Annotated in this window: 16 protein-coding genes; 5 read left to right on the top strand and 11 right to left on the bottom strand. The window is 39.6% G+C overall.

The window, feature by feature from the left end:
• Positions 1-38 precede the first annotated feature (38 nt).
• From ACXAG7_RS19130 to ACXAG7_RS19110, 5 genes are all read right to left on the bottom strand, one after another.
• A complete protein-coding gene (locus ACXAG7_RS19130) occupies positions 39-1712 on the bottom strand; it encodes an FAD-binding oxidoreductase (protein ID WP_476667820.1) in 1674 nt (557 codons plus the stop codon).
• Between the two features lie 179 nt (positions 1713-1891).
• Complete coding sequence (locus tag ACXAG7_RS19125) at positions 1892-2386, bottom strand: hypothetical protein (RefSeq protein ID WP_476667819.1); 495 nt, start codon at positions 2384-2386, stop codon at positions 1892-1894.
• Between the two features lie 220 nt (positions 2387-2606).
• Positions 2607-3353: a LytR/AlgR family response regulator transcription factor gene (locus ACXAG7_RS19120; RefSeq protein ID WP_408044514.1), complete on the bottom strand. Its 747-nt coding sequence runs from the start codon at positions 3351-3353 to the stop codon at positions 2607-2609.
• Positions 3346-5079 carry a tetratricopeptide repeat-containing sensor histidine kinase gene (locus tag ACXAG7_RS19115; protein ID WP_476667818.1) on the bottom strand — a complete coding sequence of 578 codons (1734 nt, stop codon included), beginning with the start codon at positions 5077-5079 and terminating at the stop codon, positions 3346-3348. Before ACXAG7_RS19115 ends, ACXAG7_RS19120 begins: the two co-directional genes overlap by 8 nt.
• Before the next feature lie 17 nt (positions 5080-5096).
• Positions 5097-5597, bottom strand: coding sequence for a hypothetical protein (locus tag ACXAG7_RS19110; RefSeq protein ID WP_408044512.1), 501 nt, complete (start codon positions 5595-5597; stop codon positions 5097-5099).
• Between the two features lie 302 nt (positions 5598-5899).
• Here ACXAG7_RS19110 and ACXAG7_RS19105 point away from each other — a divergent pair, with 302 nt between their 5' ends.
• Entirely contained in the window at positions 5900-6484 is a 585-nt protein-coding gene (locus tag ACXAG7_RS19105; RefSeq protein ID WP_408044511.1) for an RNA polymerase sigma factor, read from the top strand.
• Between the two features lie 239 nt (positions 6485-6723).
• Here the strand turns inward: ACXAG7_RS19105 and ACXAG7_RS19100 are convergent, their stop codons facing one another.
• Complete coding sequence (locus ACXAG7_RS19100; RefSeq protein WP_408044510.1) at positions 6724-7359, bottom strand: endonuclease III domain-containing protein; 636 nt, start codon at positions 7357-7359, stop codon at positions 6724-6726.
• A gap of 107 nt (positions 7360-7466) precedes the next feature.
• On the opposite strand from ACXAG7_RS19100, the gene bcp reads away from it, so the two are divergent.
• Positions 7467-7922: a thioredoxin-dependent thiol peroxidase gene (gene bcp / locus ACXAG7_RS19095; RefSeq protein ID WP_408044509.1), complete on the top strand. Its 456-nt coding sequence runs from the start codon at positions 7467-7469 to the stop codon at positions 7920-7922.
• 57 nt (positions 7923-7979) lie between these two features.
• Here the strand turns inward: bcp and ACXAG7_RS19090 are convergent, their stop codons facing one another.
• The 5 genes from ACXAG7_RS19090 to ACXAG7_RS19070 all read right to left on the bottom strand — a co-directional run bounded on the left by ACXAG7_RS19090 (position 7980) and on the right by ACXAG7_RS19070 (position 13172).
• The gene (locus tag ACXAG7_RS19090; protein ID WP_408044508.1) at positions 7980-8930 is read right to left on the bottom strand and encodes a sterol desaturase family protein; all 951 of its coding nucleotides are present in this window, start codon (positions 8928-8930) and stop codon (positions 7980-7982) included.
• 75 nt (positions 8931-9005) lie between these two features.
• Entirely contained in the window at positions 9006-9644 is a 639-nt protein-coding gene (locus ACXAG7_RS19085; protein WP_476667817.1) for an alpha/beta hydrolase, read from the bottom strand.
• Between the two features lie 5 nt (positions 9645-9649).
• The gene (locus ACXAG7_RS19080; protein WP_408044506.1) at positions 9650-9967 is read right to left on the bottom strand and encodes a hypothetical protein; all 318 of its coding nucleotides are present in this window, start codon (positions 9965-9967) and stop codon (positions 9650-9652) included.
• 5 nt (positions 9968-9972) lie between these two features.
• The gene (locus ACXAG7_RS19075; protein WP_476667816.1) at positions 9973-11229 is read right to left on the bottom strand and encodes a dihydroorotase; all 1257 of its coding nucleotides are present in this window, start codon (positions 11227-11229) and stop codon (positions 9973-9975) included.
• Complete coding sequence (locus ACXAG7_RS19070; RefSeq protein WP_476667815.1) at positions 11226-13172, bottom strand: BatA domain-containing protein; 1947 nt, start codon at positions 13170-13172, stop codon at positions 11226-11228. Before ACXAG7_RS19070 ends, ACXAG7_RS19075 begins: the two co-directional genes overlap by 4 nt.
• A gap of 177 nt (positions 13173-13349) precedes the next feature.
• On the opposite strand from ACXAG7_RS19070, the gene ACXAG7_RS19065 reads away from it, so the two are divergent.
• Genes ACXAG7_RS19065 through rlmF form a run of 3 tightly spaced genes read left to right on the top strand, consistent with a single transcriptional unit; the run spans position 13350 to position 16489 of the window.
• On the top strand, positions 13350-14015 hold the full coding sequence (locus ACXAG7_RS19065; protein ID WP_476667814.1) for a class I SAM-dependent methyltransferase: 666 nt from the start codon (positions 13350-13352) through the stop codon (positions 14013-14015).
• The gene (gene bshC / locus ACXAG7_RS19060) at positions 14016-15611 is read left to right on the top strand and encodes a bacillithiol biosynthesis cysteine-adding enzyme BshC (protein WP_476667813.1); all 1596 of its coding nucleotides are present in this window, start codon (positions 14016-14018) and stop codon (positions 15609-15611) included.
• Between the two features lie 32 nt (positions 15612-15643).
• Positions 15644-16489 (top strand): 23S rRNA (adenine(1618)-N(6))-methyltransferase RlmF, encoded by an 846-nt coding sequence (gene rlmF, locus ACXAG7_RS19055; protein WP_476667812.1) that lies wholly within the window; start codon positions 15644-15646, stop codon positions 16487-16489.
• Positions 16490-17688: the final 1199 nt, after the last annotated feature.

Genomic DNA, 17688 nt, shown 5'->3' with positions numbered 1-17688 from the left:
GGCCAAAAAAATCCCCTAAAAAGGGGATATAGTTGGGGTTATAAGATTGTTTTGCGGGATCTAAAGTGATTGTACGGATCACGAGCATACTGTTCTTTAATGGCAATGAGCTTGTGATAGTTTTGAGCAAAGTAGGTTTCCGTGGGTATGGAGCTGTCTTTAAAACTGATAAAGGCACCTGAAGTGTTGGGGATATCAGCCGCCCTACAACGTTCTATCCAATCCATTGCTTTATTGGTACGGTTGTAAACCTCATTATTTTGAAATTCATTTTTTTGATAAGTTTCCTCGTTCCACCAGCATTGGTATTGAATGGTGTAAAGCTTGTCGGGATACGGAAAGGCACTAGCATCATGCGTGTTTTTGTGTTGCAGGTAATAGTCACCAACGATCGCTCCCAGGGTAACGTAGTTAAATAATCCCAAGCGCCTATTGCCCGTTTCGAGAAGGTCAGAGCTCAAGCTCTCTAAAAGCTTTTGATATCCGTTGGCACGGTTGGCGTCGAGTCCGTTTTTAGACACCAATCGAGAGGTGATTTTATGCGGTGCAGGCTGGTCTTCATCGGGTTGTAAGGGAGTGCCTTGCACAGTGGTTGTCATTTTCAAACGAATCTTAGTAAAGGATTCACGATCCCACGAGCTCATTAAATACAAACCGTAGGCACGTGTACCATAGTTGGCTCCAGTAGGTGGAGCAATTGTGATCTCACTCGGACGGAGTTCGCCAAAGAAATTGTCATCTAGGAACTTGCGTAAGCTTTTTTCATCGCCTTGCCAGTATCCGTAAAAGACGCAGTTATGTGCTACGGTAGGAGGAAGTGGCAGGTCTTTTTGCCAAGGACGCGCATTAATTTTTAAATTGGTTCCTGTGAGTTGTGCTGTTTGAGTCGATTGAATAATCGCTTCCCACTTTTTCAGTACTTTTAACGTGGGAACATTTTCTTGTAATTGGTCTGGGTTGAAATCTTCGTAGGGGTTCCAGACTACTTCAAAGCGATGTAGTATGGGAGGAAGTGGAAACGTTTGAATTCTAAACTCAGTGACAATGCCGTAGCTCATAGCGCCACCACCTCGCAGTGCCCACAGGATATCTGGTACTTTTCCTTCACTGACATCGAAATCCTGAACGGTACCATCACCGAGTACAACCGTTGCGCCCACAAGGTGTTCACAGCACATTCCATGGCGTCGTGTCCAAGGGCCCCAACCGCCCCCCATGGTGAATCCAGAAATTCCAACAGTAGCACAGGTTCCGTGTGGAATCATGACATCTTTATCGGCTAGAGCAGTGGTCAAAGTTTCAAAGCGTATACCGGGAGGAATGTGCGCCACCTTAGTAATTGGATTTACGATGACTTGTTCTTTTTTACTCATTTTAGAGAGGTCAATCAAAACGACATTGGTTCCTATACACTCACCTTCATGATCGTGCCCACCTGCTCGTACCTTGATAGGAAGGTTGTTGTTTTTGGCAGCTAGGTAGGTTGCCTGGACATCGGAGGTCTTTTCGCAATACACGATGACAAAGGGGTTGAACTGTAGACGTCTGTTAAAAATCTGACTGTTTTCGTTGTGTACAAAGACCTCGTCGAGATTGCCCCAGTTTTTTGAAATCTCTACGGTTGTAGGCAAACAGGCTTGCAGTTCTTTTAAAAAATGTTGTACGTGAATTCGCAATTGTTCACGAGTAGTTTTCGTTGCTGTTAGTTTCATAGTGGTCGTTTCATTAGGAAGGTTAATAAAAAGGGAGTCCCTTTACCAACAAACTATTAAAAAAGGAGTAAGACTTGTGAATGGAGGGTATGAGTACTTTGAAATGGGGTAGGAGTAGCTAAGTTGAGGTTATGAGTGAACAAGACAGCCTTTAGCCGGCTGTCTCGTTGTTGTAGTGCTTATTCTTCAAAGACCTTAAAAGCTTCCATGCGCATGCTGGCATAGGTAAATACGGAGTCGCTTTCGCCGCAAACAGGTAATTCTCCTGTCTTTTTTCCAATTAGGGCTTGCAATTTGTGGTCTTTATACTGCCAAATAGCAATGTCGACCTCAAAAAATTTATGAGACTCTGCATAGAGCTCTCCCGATCCGGTATGATAGTCTAACCAACGCCCTTTATAAGGACCATTAGCTATTTCATAGGTGAAATGATCTTTTTTGGTGTACTTCGTTAGCTTGACATTAAAAACAGTGGCATCGGACTTAGAAACATCACAAATCAGTTTGTCGCCGCTTCTTTTTTTATCAAATCCGAGGTAGCCTCTATCCTTACCATCCAAGGTAACTTTGAGTTTTACGCTTTTCAATGTTCTGGCACTTGACAGGGCTTCTGTAGCTAATTGCTCCAGAATTTCATTCCCTAAGGTTCGTTTTTCTTCTACTAAATTTTCCATAAGATAGTTTTGGTTAGTTTCTTACTCGTATGGCTTTTCAGAGTCCGCCTCGTTTGCTGGGTAGTTGCTGAACTCTACCTTGTAAAACAACTGCTATATAACAGTGTTTCGAGGGTAAACTTACTGGAATTAGGTACTGTGAAATTCAGTATTGTAGTGAATGCCTATTGTTTTGTTGTGAGCTAAACTATAATAGGCATGGAATTGGGGAGGTAGCGGATTATTTTAGTATTGTAAAATTATTGATGAGGTGTTTGTAGCTGTCACTGAATGCAATGCGGTGTTCATTTGCGAGTACTAGGGTATGCGTACTAGGGATAATTTGTGTTATCTTTTGCGTATTGACAATAAACTTTCGATGTACTTGCTGAAGAAAATTTTCGGGCAGGTATTCGTTGATTTTTTGCAACGAGATTTGAATGACAAAGGTATCTGTTTCGGTAACCAAGGTGCAATAGCGATTTTCAACTTCTATGTAAATGATAGCAGTGAGTGCTACTTTTTTAAGTGATTTGTGTTTTTTGATAAAGAGGTGGTTGCTTCCGATCACTGTATTTTCAAGTCCACCGGCAAAAACATTGTTTTGGTAATAGAACTTTTCTATAGCCATTTCTAGTGTGTACAACAGTTCGAGTTCATTAAAAGGTTTTAATAGAAAACGAAACGGTTTGCTGAGTTTAGCACGTTCAAAAATGGAGCGATCTTTTGAAGAGGTTAAAAAAACAAAAGGTTTTTCGGCATTGGGGATGGTAGCAATGGTCTCGGCAAATGCGAGTCCTTCAGGGTTGTTTCCCAAAAAAATATCGATGAGTACCAGGTCAATTGTTTGAGAGAAAAATAAGCTGACAGCTTCTTTATAAGTAGTGGCAATACCGACAACATGATAGTCGTTATCGGTAAGGCAGTCGTGTAGTGATTGCGCGATGTCAGGCTGATCTTCGATGATCAAAATAGCTAGTTTATTCATGGGGAGTTGCTTTTTTAAAATAGATTTCGATACAGGTTCCTTCGCCTTCCGTACTTTTTACCAGTAGCGGAGCGCCGTTCTTTTCACAGAGTGATTTACACAATTGCATTCCGAGGCCTGTACCTTGTATTGCGGGTTGTTTTTGGGTAGCTTTTTTTTGTATAGGAGTATTTAAGGCGTGAATGAGTTCGGGGGGCATGCCCGGTCCGTAATCTTCTAAGCTGAACAGAATGTACTCGTCATTTTCAGAAGTCTTCGCAGTTATCAAGCTATCTTTTGGTGAAAACTTAATGGCGTTGTCAAGCAGATTTCGGAAGATGATTTTAACGGAATCAATATCGGCAGTAATAAAATATCCGGGTACGACGTCGTTAAAAAAACGAATGTTTTTATGCTCGAGTAATGGATGAAAATTATAACTCACTTGCTCAATAATGGAATGCAGGTGAAGGGTTTCTTTATGAAAATACAACTGTTCTGTTTGTAAGGTAGCCCAATGCAATAGATTTTCTAAGAGGTGGTAGGTAGTATCGGCAGTACGGACATTGGTTTGTACGATGCGTTCAACATCATCGGGCACTTCAGTTGGGAGCTTTTTAAGTACGCGTTCGTTGTTGTACTTAATCAAGGTGAGCGAGGAGCGCAAATCGTGACTTACCACTGAAAAGAGCTTATCTTTAGTTTCATTAGCTACTTGGAGGTGATCCTTTTGTTCTTGAATAATACGATGGCTTTTGCTTTTATAAATGTAAAAGTACAGACCTACCATGAGCAAGATAAGGAGAAGGCCGGCGATGAGTAATAAACTATTCCGTTGGTTGATTTGTAATTGCTGTTCTGCGGCCAGCAGATCAATTTCTTTTTGCTTTTCACTGAGTGCTAATCGCTTTTCGTATTGGGCTACAGACCAAATTTTTTGTTGGCTGGTCAGCGAGTCTTTCCAACGTTCAAATTCTTTGCGGTAGCGCAGCGCAGCGGGATAGTTCTTTCTGTTTTCTTCAACTACCGACATATTGAGTGCTGCCTTTCTTTTCATTTCAAAGTTGTCGCTGTGTTTGGAAAGTGCATAGGCTTTTTCAAAATACGGAATGGCAAGTGCGTCTTTGTATTGCACGTAGTACACATTTGCTATATCCATATACGATCCTATCAGGCGAAGGGTGTCGTGAGCTGCTTGTTGCATGGCGGCGCTTTTGGCTAAGAGTTTGCTCGCTGTTTTATAGTTTTTTAAATGGAAATGCGCAATGCCTTCGTCGTGAATAACCGAGCTTTGGTGGTAGCTGTGTCCTTTAGGGAGCGGCAATTTTTGCAGCTGTTGAAAATAGTCAATGGCCTTTTGGAACTCTTTCTTCTCGAGGGCCATTCCGCCGTAGTTACGTAAAATTTGATGGTACAACGGAAAGTTTTCGGCTACCTGTTGGTATTCATTTACAGCGGGTGTAAATAGTCGTTTCTTCATAAAGGCATGGCCGCGCATGTAGTACAGCAAGTTTTTGCTGTGCTTTGTAGGGTTTTGTACCAGTGATTTCGCACTGAAAACCAAGACAGAATCCCAGTTTTGTCGCTGAAAATAATGAGCGGCTTTTAATAAAGATTCCTCTTGGGGTTGGGAATTGGCTAGGAGCTCTTGGAATGTTTGCGCAAAGGTTTTTGATGGTTTTTGCGCAAACAGTACGCTTACAAAGAGCATGCAGCCTCCCCATAATATCGATCGTAAGATGTTCATAGGCTGCTGTTTGTGGGTTAATCAGTAGTTTGGACAGTCGTTTCGGTTCCTCGAGAGGTTTCTGGATCAATGTCCCACACAAAGGCTTGGGCCACGTGGATTTTTTTCATTAAGACAGGAGTGTTTCCTTGTGGATCGTCAAAATGGACGTGCTTGGTTTTAAAGGAAATTGCATAGGCTTGATACTTGCCGGGAGTTCGTACGAGATTGTCGCGGTCGTGTTTGCTACAATACACAAAAAACTGCAATTTATAGGCACCGTAATTACTGATGGAAAACAATTGTTTTACCTGTACTTTGGGCAGTATAGAATTGGAGGCGACAAAGAATAAGATTTTGACCTTTAGGTGTTTTTTCTTTTTTACATATACGGCTTCGACTATAGGAGGCAGTGGTTTGTGGTAATTAGATGTAAACTCCAGGTTACCTGTTACAGTGGGGGTTAGGGCATTTTCAGCTGTAAATAAGCTAACGCCAGGAGGAAAAATGTACTCTTTTTCTGTGATGGTTATTTCCATAATATTAAAAGTTTTGGTTAGTTATCGGTTCATTAAATATAAGAAGAAACCTAGATACTATCTAATTCCATCGCAAATTAGCACCTTGCAAAATTGTCAAGGTATTAGAGCTCAAATTGTTAATTGAAATAAAAAAAACGCTAAAATTTTATGATATTATTTGTATTTCTCTCTAAAAAAGACAATATTTGTAACTCATTATTAATCAATAAATAAACGCCTATAGCACATAATTACTTTTAAAAATTAACATACCCCTAACCCCGGAAGGATACGCTTATCCTTTCAAAAAAAGTAATTATATGGACAGAAATGCTGTAGCAGATAGTCTTTTAGTGAGAGACTATATCAATGGAAACGAAGTCGCGTTGGAATTTTTGATTAAGCGTCATCAACAGAAAATTTATAGTTTTATATATAGTAAAATCCAAGATAGAGATTCGACAGAAGATATCTTTCAGGATACTTTCATCAAAGTAATTAAAACCTTAAAAAAGGGAAATTATAATGAAGAAGGGAAGTTTTTACCTTGGGTAATGCGTATTGCACACAATTTAATCATCGATTTTTTCAGAAAGAACAATCGCATGCCTAAATTTAACAGCTCTGAAGATTTTGACATTTTCTCGGTCATCTGTGACGGTTCATTAAACGCAGAAAACAGAATTATCAAAGATCAAATTTTAGAAGACGTAAAATTATTGATTGAAGAGTTGCCAGAAGAGCAAAAGGAAGTACTTAAAATGCGTATTTACAACGATATGAGTTTTAATGAGATTTCTGAAAATACAGGAGTAAGTATCAACACCGCCTTGGGAAGAATGCGTTATGCACTGATCAACTTGAGGAAGATTGTGGAGAAAAATAATATAATTTTAGTAAACTAAACAATATAAGAGAAAAAATAGCGTTAAGTATTTGAAAACAAATTATAAACAGGAATAAATGACGCAACTTTACTCTGATAGGTCTTCGGACTTTACCATGAAACCCCAAAAAGAAACAATTCAATTTTTACTTGATTTTTCGAAATCGCTAAAAGTAGTTAAAACTAAATCAAACTATCTCATTGAATTGAATTTGAATTAAGAGTGGAAAAAGCTTCAATAGTATATTGGAGCTTTTTTTATTTCATCACTGATTTTCGTCCTACAGTTTGTTGGATGATATCGTTTTCCATATCCCATCCACGTGCCGGACTGTATTCACGACCGTAAAAAATAATTTGTAGGTGTAGTTTGTTCCACAATTCCTTTGGAAAAAGACGTTTGGCATCTTTTTCGGTTTGGGCAACACTTTTTCCATTCGAAAGGTTCCATCGATACATTAAACGTTGAATGTGCGTATCGACCGGAAAGGCCGGAATGTCAAAGGCTTGGGCCATGACAACGCTGGCGGTTTTATGTCCTACGCCGGGCAACGCTTCTAGGGCATCAAAATCAGCGGGAACTTCTCCGTTGTGCTTTTCAATCAAAATTTCCGATAAACCGTGAATCCCTTTTGACTTCATAGGCGAGAGTCCGACGGGTTTGATAATATCACGAATCTCCTCGACGGTCAATTTGATCATGTCATAAGGATTGTCTGCTTTTTCGAACAGCAAAGGCGTAATGGTATTGACACGGGCATCCGTACTTTGGGCAGACATCAATACTGCTATCAACAGGGTATACGGATCCTTGTGATCCAAGGGAATCGGTGTTTCCGGATATAATTTTTCTAGGGTGTCAATAACAAACTGTACTTTGGCTGCTTTGTTCATTCGGATAAATTTAGCGATAAACAAAGGTACAAAGTTCTGATTTCTCCCTGTGAATTTTGAGCAGTAATTTGTAACTTTGAGTTGAATAAATTTTAAAGATTTCAGATATGACAAGCTTACAACCTGGAGATAAAGCACCGAATTTTGAAGCCTTGGACGAACAGGGAACTACGAGAAAGTTAAGTGATTATGCCGGAAAAAAACTGGTATTGTTTTTTTACCCAAAGGCGAGCACACCTGGGTGTACGGCAGAGGCCTGCAACCTACGTGATAATTACGAGCGCTTTTTAGCTGAAGGCTATGAAATTTTAGGGGCGAGTGCCGACAGTGCCAAGCGTCAACAAAACTGGATTAACAAACACGAATTGCCGTTTCACTTATTGGCAGATGAAGACAAAAGCGTTATCAATGCCTTTGGTGTATGGGGGCCTAAAAAATTTATGGGTAAGGAGTACGACGGAATTCACCGTACCACTTTTGTAATCAATGAAGAAGGTATAATAGAAGAGGTGATTGCTAAAGTTAAGACCAAAGAGCACACGGCGCAAATACTGCCGGCGTAAACAGTGCGGAAAAGAATAAAAAAAGCGGATAGTATTGGTACTATCCGCTTTTTTATATTACGATGCTTCTTGTAATTCTTTTTTGAGTTTGTCAGTGTTTTTAGATTCACCAAAGAGTTCTTTTTGCAGTTCTTTACTCGTTTTTGAACTTCCGTCATGACTCCATCCTGGAGGCATAAAAACGTATTTTAAACGGGTCGTAAACGGCAATGCTTTTTTGCGGTCAAAGAAATCTTTAAAAATTTCTTTCCACTCGTGGAAAATCACATTGATAGGTCCGCGGTCTTCGAGGTCTTTTGTCAATCCGAATTTTAACTTCTCATAAGAAGTTTCATCTTCTTCGGCTTGGAACGTTCCAAAAATTCGGTCCCAGATTATTAAAACCATCCCCATATTCTTATCCAAATACTTGGTGTTTGAGGCGTGGTGTACGCGGTGGTGTGAGGGCGTTACAAAGAAGAATCCCCACAAACCGAGTTTACTTTTAATGAAATTGGTATGACATAGCGTTCCGTAATTTTGATTCATGGCATAGGCAAACATGATGTGTAAAGGTTCAATACCTGCAAAAGCGAGAGGTAAAAAGAACATATAACGGAACAACGGCTGCAATACCGGTGATCTAAATCCAGTAGAAATATTATAGAATTCCGAGTTGTGGTGGGTTACGTGCACGGCCCAAAAGAATCTCGAATGATGGTCAACATAATGGTGAATATAGTACAAGAAATCTTGTCCTATAAAAGCCACTAACCAGTATACAACTTGGTTGTCAATGGTAAACAGTCGATATTTAAAGCACAAACCCATAACGAGAAAGGAAAATCCCTTCATCAATAAATCCAAGCTAAAGTTTACCAAGGCAAAATACACATTGGTTGCTGTATCTTTAAATTCGTAGTTTTTAGCCTTTGCACGATAGCTAAAAAACATCTCTGTAAAAATGACCAAAAGAAAAAATGGTGCACTCCAGAAATACAAGGTATCTTGATTTAATATATCAAACATAGTTCTTAAAAAAATTTATGCAAAAGTATTCGATTTATACTTTTAGCAACTGACAAATGTCATATTTAACAATAATTAAAGCCTTTTTTCGATCCATTCTTTAAAACTGTAGAAGTTTTGAGGAGCTACTCCATGGCCTACAGGATATTCCGAATATTCGTTGTCCAAGCCGTGCATATTTAGATATACCGGTGCTTTTCGTGCCCAATCAACAGGTAAAACCTGATCTACAGATCCGTGTGAAATGTAATAGTCGGTAGCAATTGCTGGCGGCATTTCGGTTGGAATGAGGTCGTCATTGATATATCCGCTCAAAGCAACCACGTGGTTGACTAAGTTAGGGTAGTGGAAGCTCACAGCATAACTTAAAATGGCCCCTTGGCTAAAACCTAACAAGAAGGTCTTTTCCGGAGCAGTTTGAAATTCCTGCTGTATTTCTTTGACAAACTCAGCTATTTTCGTCACGGACGATTTCGCTTGTGGGATGTCAGAGAACTTTCCGTTTTGGTCGTCAAAGTTAATGGCGTACCAAGCATATCCTCCATAGCCCATATCAAACGGTGCTCTGGCACTGATAATCAACAATTCGTCCGGTAATTCTTCAGCAAAAGAAAACAGGTCTTGTTCATTACTGCCGTATCCGTGTAATAAGATGAGTAGCGGTGGTTGTGCTGTCGCTGTTTTGGGTTTTCTAACGAGGTATTCTAAACTCATGTATTTTAGATCGATTTAAACCATTTTTCGAAGTAGGCTCCGAAAAAGGGTACTAATTTTTTGTCTTTATTTAGGGCTCCAACAAAGGCAACGGCCCATAAAACTACCAAACAGATTCCTGAGATATTGCTGGTTGTTTCTCCGGCGATTGGGCGAATTACCCAGGTATTGAGTACCGAAAAAACGTGTAAACCTATCATTTGACGAATGTGAAAACTCGTAAATGGATTCGGTTTTTTGTTGTTGTTTACAATGGCTATGGCCGTACCAATAATGGTCAAATAGGCAATAACACCGTATTTAGTATTGTTAGGAGTTCCCATAAGGTTTATTTTACTACTAGTTGCTCATTGGCGTAAATTCCGTACACGGTACCTCGTAAGGTTTTGTGATAGAATGCGCTGTTTTTAGAGGTCGATAGTACGTTCTTTTCTGTAAATTCATAACTGCCTTCAGGTGAAAATAAGCTGAGGTTTGCCTCGGCGTTTTCAACGATACTCACTGCATCCAATCCAAATCGTTTTCTCGGCTGTGTACTCAAACTGCGTACGATAGTTTCGAGGTCGAAAAGGCTGTTTAAAACTCCAAAAGCCGACTCTAATCCGATGGTTCCGTCTTTGGCAATGGAAAATTCTACCTTTTTGTATTCAATATCTATTGGGTTGTGATCGGTAGTGATCATATCAATGGTTCCATCTTGTACCCCTTCAATCAAGGCTTCTGTATCCGCTGAGGTTCTCAGTGGAGGATTTACTTTTTTCGTAGCTTCAAACTCACATAACTCATCGTCTGTTAAACTCAAGTTGTGAACGGCAACACTACAGCTAACATCCAAACCACGTGCTTTGGCATCTCTGATAAGAGCTACGGATTTTTTTGTCGAAATTGTTGGAATATGTAGTTTACCACCGGTGTATTCTAACAAAAATAAATCGCGCGCTACTTGCAGTTCTTCTGCTAAGGCAGGAATTCCTTTGAGGCCGAGTTTGGTGCTGTTATAACCTTCGTGGGCCACTCCTTCACCTGCGATGTGTTTGTTTTTTGGAAAACTTTGAATGAGTCCGTCAAAGTTTTGTGCGTATAGCAAGGCAATTTTTAACAAATTGTCATTAGTTATAGGACGCTTGTAATCACCAAAAGCGATGGCTCCAGCTTGTTTCATATCAAACAATTCCGCCATTTCTACCCCTTCACTTTTTTGAGTCAAAGCACCAATAGGGTACAGGGTAGTGGCCGCTCCTTGTGCCTGGGATAACCAGTACGATATGGCCGCTTTAGTTTCGGTAATTGGTTGGGTATAGGGATTTACAGCGACTGCGGTAAAACCCGATTTAGCAGCGACGTCAATACCGTGTTCAATGGTTTCACGCTCTTCGTAACCAGGGTCACCAAAACAAACACTCGAATCAAACCATCCGGGACTCACATGGAGGTCGTTTAGGTTGAGTACTTGGTAATCGTCTTGTTCAGCAATGGTGTCTTCGATGGCAATGATTGTGCCTTTTGATATTAAAATATCCTTAACTTGTAGGTGATACGGACTGGTGGTATCAATTATTTTAGCCGACTTTAACAGCGTTGTCATGGTTTGAAGAATTTTAAAATAAAAATTTCAAGAAGCAAAGATACAATGGAAACTCCTAAAAACCATTTCCAAAGCCAGTGAACTTCATTTTTTTTACGAATGTTAAGTACGGCTCCTTTGACGCTGTTGTGAATCGCTGATTGTTGTTGTGCTGGCAAGGCTGCTGAAAGGTCGGTATATGTTAAACTACTTTCGAGAGCTGCGTAGTTGAAAGCGAGTGTTTTAAGTGTGTCTTTGTTTTTTACGGCATATGAAAAACCGGCGGTATTGGGTAATGCCTCTGTTTCTAGGCGTACTTTGTTTCTAAAGCGCTGTTGTAGTGGTATAAAGTTACTGCTAGCGTTCACAATACTTAAAACGGTGTTTGGGGCTACTTTTGCAGGAATATCAATACTGTTTTTTACGCCTGCTACATAGGATAGTTTCGGGAGCTTAAAACTGCTTTTTCCCAAAGAGTACAAGGTAGGAACGATGAGAGAAGCTCTGGTGAAATTACTTACTGCTGGATTTATTGGGGCCGCCATCCAATACACATGGGGCTCGTTGGCTGTCGTTTGGGTTAAAAAGGCTTGCTGATTTTCTAAACTCAGTAAGGGTTTGTTAATGTTTAGCCGCGTAAGGTACCAACTACTGATTTTTGGATATTGAAAATTACTCACCTTTTTCTGAAATACCGATTGGAAAACGGGATGCTGGTAGTGTATGGTGGCAATAGACAAGCTGTCGTTTTGAACTTTTCGGAGTGTACCGATCTTCAGGCGTGTAAATAATTGCTGATAAGAGTCGGTATTGACTGTCACTCCAGGAATTAAGAGTAGGGTTCCGCCCTGTTGGTGAAATTTTTGTAAGCTACTAATGAGGGTGCTAGGAAGTGTGTTGATTTCGTTTAGTACTATAAAATCTTGTTTTAGCAGTAAGTTGTAATCTACCGAATTTGCTGTGGCTTTGGTAAAGGTGAATTCGTCTTGTGTAAACACTCGTCCTAAATAAGGAGCGGGTTCGCCAATGGCCATAATATTGATTTTTTCACTGGAATCGATGTTAAAATAGTAGTGATTGTCGAAATCAAAATTATCCAAGAGGTCAATGCTAGCTTTTAAACGCAATTCTCGTTGGCGTGGAATGGTAAAGGTGACAATTTCTTGTGCATAATCATCGATGGAAAATAGTTGTTTGTTAAGGATACGTCCACGATCGTAAAGAGCCACCGGTACTTGTTTTCTAGCCGTTCCCTTATTCGTTACATGCAGTGAAATGCGGAGGTTTTGAGCATTGTCATTACCAATACTCACACTGTCAATGCTGATGTTGTTTTTTTGCTGAGGAGCCAACTGTACAAAGACTGTTTTTGCCGGCAGTTGTTCCAAGTCGGTTTTTGGGGCATTCTGAAAATCGGAGATCATAACCGGAGTTACACTGGTACCCAAGGTCTTTGTGAGGGTAGCAAACTGCAAGGCAATTTGACCGTAGGTGAGTTCGGAAGCACTCGGCTTGCTGTTGAGCAAGAATTCCTTAAGGCTAGGAAGGTCTTGATTTAAGAGTTGTTGGTTGTGAGTGAACAAGCTGATATTGGCATCGGCGGGTAAACTTTCGAACAATTCTTGCGCCGCTATGTTTAATAATTTTCCTTTTGCTCCTTTCGCTTCCATACTCATTGAATTGTCTAAAAAAATGAGGTAGTTAGCTTGGGTGTCTGCTTGTTGATTGCTAAAATAGGGTTGCGCAAATGCCAATACTAGTCCGGCAAAGGCGAGCATTCTCAGCGATAAGACGAGCCATTTTTTTAAACGGGAGCTCTTTCGGGTTTGCAGCGCTAACTGCTGTAAAAACGCAACGTTGGTAAACGGTGTTTTGATAAAACGCTGTAATTGAAATAGGTGTACAATTATGGGAATGCACAGTAGGGCTAAAAAATAAAGAATCTCAGGATGTTTAAATAGCATGTATCGGGCAACTTAAAATATTTAGCGAAGTGTTTGCTTGCTGGTAATCCAGTGGTTTTGCACGCACTTCTGCGAGTAAAAATAACTAAAATCAACGTCATAGCGCAATTGAGTTAAAAATATGTTAGAAGGATATCACCTTTTCGACCAAAAGATAAAATTTAGTATTTTTGAACTATGACTACAAAAGAGAGTGACTGTACTATTTCGGGAGGAATAGATTTACAGCAGCATTGGGAACAGGCTTACCGTACCAAGAACACAGAACAACTGGGATGGTACGAAGCAGATGCAGCACACAGCGTCGCACTTATCAAGGAAACAGGAGTAGCGACTTCAGCAAAAATTTTAAATATCGGTGTCGGCTCGTCCGTACTTATAGACCAATTGGTAGCAGAGGGCTACGAGCAAGTAATTGCCAATGACTTGTCTGGAAAAGCATTGGAGGATATCGAAATCCGATTAGGAGCAGCCTCGAAAAACGTCGCGTTTATACAAGATGATTTGTTGGAAGGGAACCGTTTAGCGGCACTCGGCCCGGTGGCCGTTTGGAACGACCGAGCGGTACTGCACTTTTTTACTGAAAAACGCGATTGGGAACGCTATTTTAGCCTTTTAAACAAGGTGTTAATGCCAGGAGGGTATGCTATTATTGCCGTTTTTTCAGAAACGGGAGCTCAAAAATGCTGTGGCTTGCCCGTGCAGCGCTATACCGAAGAATTGTTGACCGAAAGAATGGGAAGCAACTTTAGCCTGCTCAAGAGTTTTGAAACCACTTTTATCAATCCCAATGGCGGCGAGCGCCCTTATATTTACACCTTATTCCAGAAAAAAGACCTTTAAATGAAAGCAATTACAGTACCCTTTAAAACCACTGGTTTTTTTTCAAAAACCATGACGGATTATTTAGATAGAGACCCTAAAACCACCCCTTTTTACCACCGTTTTCCGGAGTTAGCTAATTTCCGAGCACAGATTGATGAAAAGCAGGCTACTTTCTCGCCAGATACGAGGGCAGTGCTCGTCAAAGCCTTAGAAGGGCAATACCAAACAACGACCGTATCAGCAGCAACGAGGGAACACCTCAGTAAGTTGGCGAACCCAACGACTTTTACAGTAACTACGGGGCACCAGTTAAACCTGTTTACCGGGCCTTTGTACTTTTTATACAAAATTATCAATGCTATTAATTTAGCTGAGGAGTTGGCACAACAGTTTCCGGAGTATCATTTTGTTCCCGTTTATTGGATGGCTACCGAAGACCACGATTTTGAAGAAATCAACTACTTTAATTTTAAGGGCAAAAAAGTAACCTGGAATACTGGACAAACGGGACCCGTTGGGCGATTTTCAACGGAAGGATTGGATGAGGTTGCAAGTATTTTTGCGGAGCATTTAGGAACTTCTAAAAATGCTCGTGCTTTAAAAGAACTTTTTCATAAGGCCTATGCTGAAAAGGCGACTTTGGCCGAAGCTACTCGCTTTTTAGCTAATGAATTGTTTGGAGAAGAAGGACTTGTTATCGTAGATGGTGATGACAGCGCACTCAAAGGGCTCTTTCGCCCCTATGTACAAGACGAGCTTGAACAGCAACTATCGCATCACAAGGTACAGGAAACGATTACCGCTCTAGAAGCATCGTATAAAGTTCAGGTAAACCCGAGAGAAATTAATTTATTCTTTATTAAAAACGGATTGCGCGAGCGCATTGTATTAGAAGAAAATGTATACCGCGTATTGCATACTGATTGGCGCTGGAATAAAGAGGAACTCTTGGCACATTTAGAAGCGCATCCGGAAGATTTTTCTCCCAATGTGATTATGCGACCTTTGTATCAAGAAGTGATTTTACCGAACCTCTGTTATATTGGTGGTGGAGGAGAGCTCGCCTATTGGTTTCAGCTAAAAGCTTATTTTGAGGCTGTAGGGGTGCCATTTCCGATGTTATTACTGCGTAATTCGGTACAGGTGATGACTCAAAAACAAGAAGAAAAACTACAGAAATTAAACATCAGCACAGAGGAACTCTTTTTAAATCAACACGAGTTGGTAAAGAAGAAGGTAGAAGAACAGGCGGTAGTGAGTTATGATTTTGCACAACAGCGGGCCACATTGCAAGAGCAGTTTGCTACTTTAGCGCAATTGGCAAAACAAACAGATGTTTCTTTTGTAGGAGCTGTGGAGGCACAAGAAAAAAAGCAATTAAAAGGGTTGGCAATGCTTGAAAAACGCATGCTAAGGGCCGAAAAACGCAATCAGTCTGATCGTGTGCAACGCATCCAAAGTATACAAGACGCGCTGTTACCCAACCAGAGTTTGGAGGAACGACAACGCAATTTTTCGGAGTACTACTTGGCCTATGGTCCAGAATTTATTTCCACCTTAAAAAAAGAACTAGCACCGCTATCGTTGGCGTTTACCGTGTTGGTATTGGAATAAGTACTATTTTTGCAAGCATTTACTTATAACAAATGAAGGCACTACACCCAAATAATGTACATAACAAAGCCTATGACTTTGAACTGCTAGTCCGTGCGGTTCCTGCGTTGGAGGCGTTTGTATTGGAAAGGCATGGTCGAAAAACGTTGGACTTTGCAAATGCTAAGGCGGTAAAACTGTTTAATACGGCGTTGTTATCGGTACATTACCAAGTTGCTTATTGGGAGTTTCCTTCCGAAAATTTATGTCCTCCAATACCGGGGCGTGTAGACTATATTCATTATCTAAACGATTTGCCGGTAAGCGGAAAAAATTTTCGAGTGCTCGATATCGGAACGGGAGCTACTTGTGTTTATCCTATTTTAGGGAAGGCAGTTTACAATTGGGATTTTGTCGGAACGGATATCGATCCTAAATCCTTAAAAACTGCGGCTACCATAGTAGGTGAAAACGGGCTTGAGGGGGCTATAAGTTTCCGTCATCAACGAGACAAGACATCGGTATTAAAAGGGATTGTTAAGCAGGAGGATAAGTTTCAGTTTAGCATGTGTAATCCACCATTTTATCGATCTGCTGAGGAAGCGGCTGCCGCGAACTCACGAAAAACAAAAAATCTAAAGACGGCACGTGGACGCAATTTTTCAGGAAATACCAATGAGTTGTGGTATCAAGGAGGTGAAAAGGCCTTTTTACATACGTATTTATACGAGAGTTCATTATTTCCGGAGCTTTGCGAGTGGTTTACGAGTTTGGTATCAAAGAAAGACAATATACTCAGTTTAAAGAAATCTGCCAAAAAGCTAGGTGTTCAGGACTTCCGCATTATTGATATGCAGCATGGGAATAAACTTACCCGAATTGCTTGTTGGCGTTACTAAGCTCTTCCTTAAGTGGAGGTATATGAGTAGGATATATTGAGGGGTAGCTCTTATGTTCGAATTTCTATAAGTGCCTAAATTCTGGGTTAACAAATCATATTAAATAGAAGATAATATATGAATGTTCAAAAAATACAAAATCCCAAGAAGCTAGCTTCCTGGGATTTTGTATTGAATAAAGATTAAGAGTTTTCGTTTTCAAGTTAAAGTAAGACCTTATATTATGAAAAATATTATGAAAAGGATTACTTCTTTATTGACAACTATGAATTTCTCGATTTCTTTACTATATCAATTACAGGTGGAGAATTTGTGTTTCAGAATTTTGTGAATATAGTATTTCGTTAACAATTACTACTATCGGTCATTGATAATTTAATTCCTTATACAACTGGTTTATTTCGAAATTCCACCTAATAATATTGTAATTCTTTGTTTAAGTTTTAGGTGGTTGTATTTGGGGTTTTAACAGCGTTTTTAGTATACGTGTTTAGCCTAATTAGTATATCGTAGTTTTCTGCTAAAAAGTTCTAGTCACTAAAGAAAAATAGTGCTCATTCCCTACTTTTACTTAAGTTGTACAATTCATTAAGTATTGCGTTGGATGATGAGTCTAGATATCTTTTATGTAATTTGGATATTTTCGTAATTAATGTTTTTGAGTGATTGGTTTTGGTGAAATTCCTTTAAGGTTGACGAGTTTGACTTCTGAGTATATGCAGTTAAAAAGGTCATTTACGTCTGTTTTTTTAATAGATTATTAAACTTATCTTTTCTTCTTGACTAATGCTTTTGTAGTTTGAGTTAAATACTTTTTCTGATTTTGAGTTCTATATTGCTGTCCTGAGATATCGATTCTAAAATAGAAAATTTTATTCTTCAACTCTTGATCTTCTAACTCGTGTTCTGATACTTAGTTTTCTGTGGAAATGTTGGTTTGTTCTAGTCAAAGCTTCTATATTTCCTTCATTAGGCGTGTTGTTGCTAATTAGTTTGTTAGTGGGTTTGTTCATCTTTTTCAACTAGAGAAACGACAGTTAATTGAAGCTTAAGTTTTATTGCATGTTTTCACATATTCGTGTTTGTACACGTATGCTTGGATATGTCATTTTTTTTTTTTTTTTTTTTTTTTTTTTTTTTTTTTTTTTTTTTTTTTTTTTTTTTTTTTTTTTTTTTTTTTTTTTTTTTTTTTTTTTTTT

Source organism: Tenacibaculum sp. AWR4_210, assembly GCF_056160945.1.
This window is presented reverse-complemented; position numbering and strand designations above follow the sequence as displayed.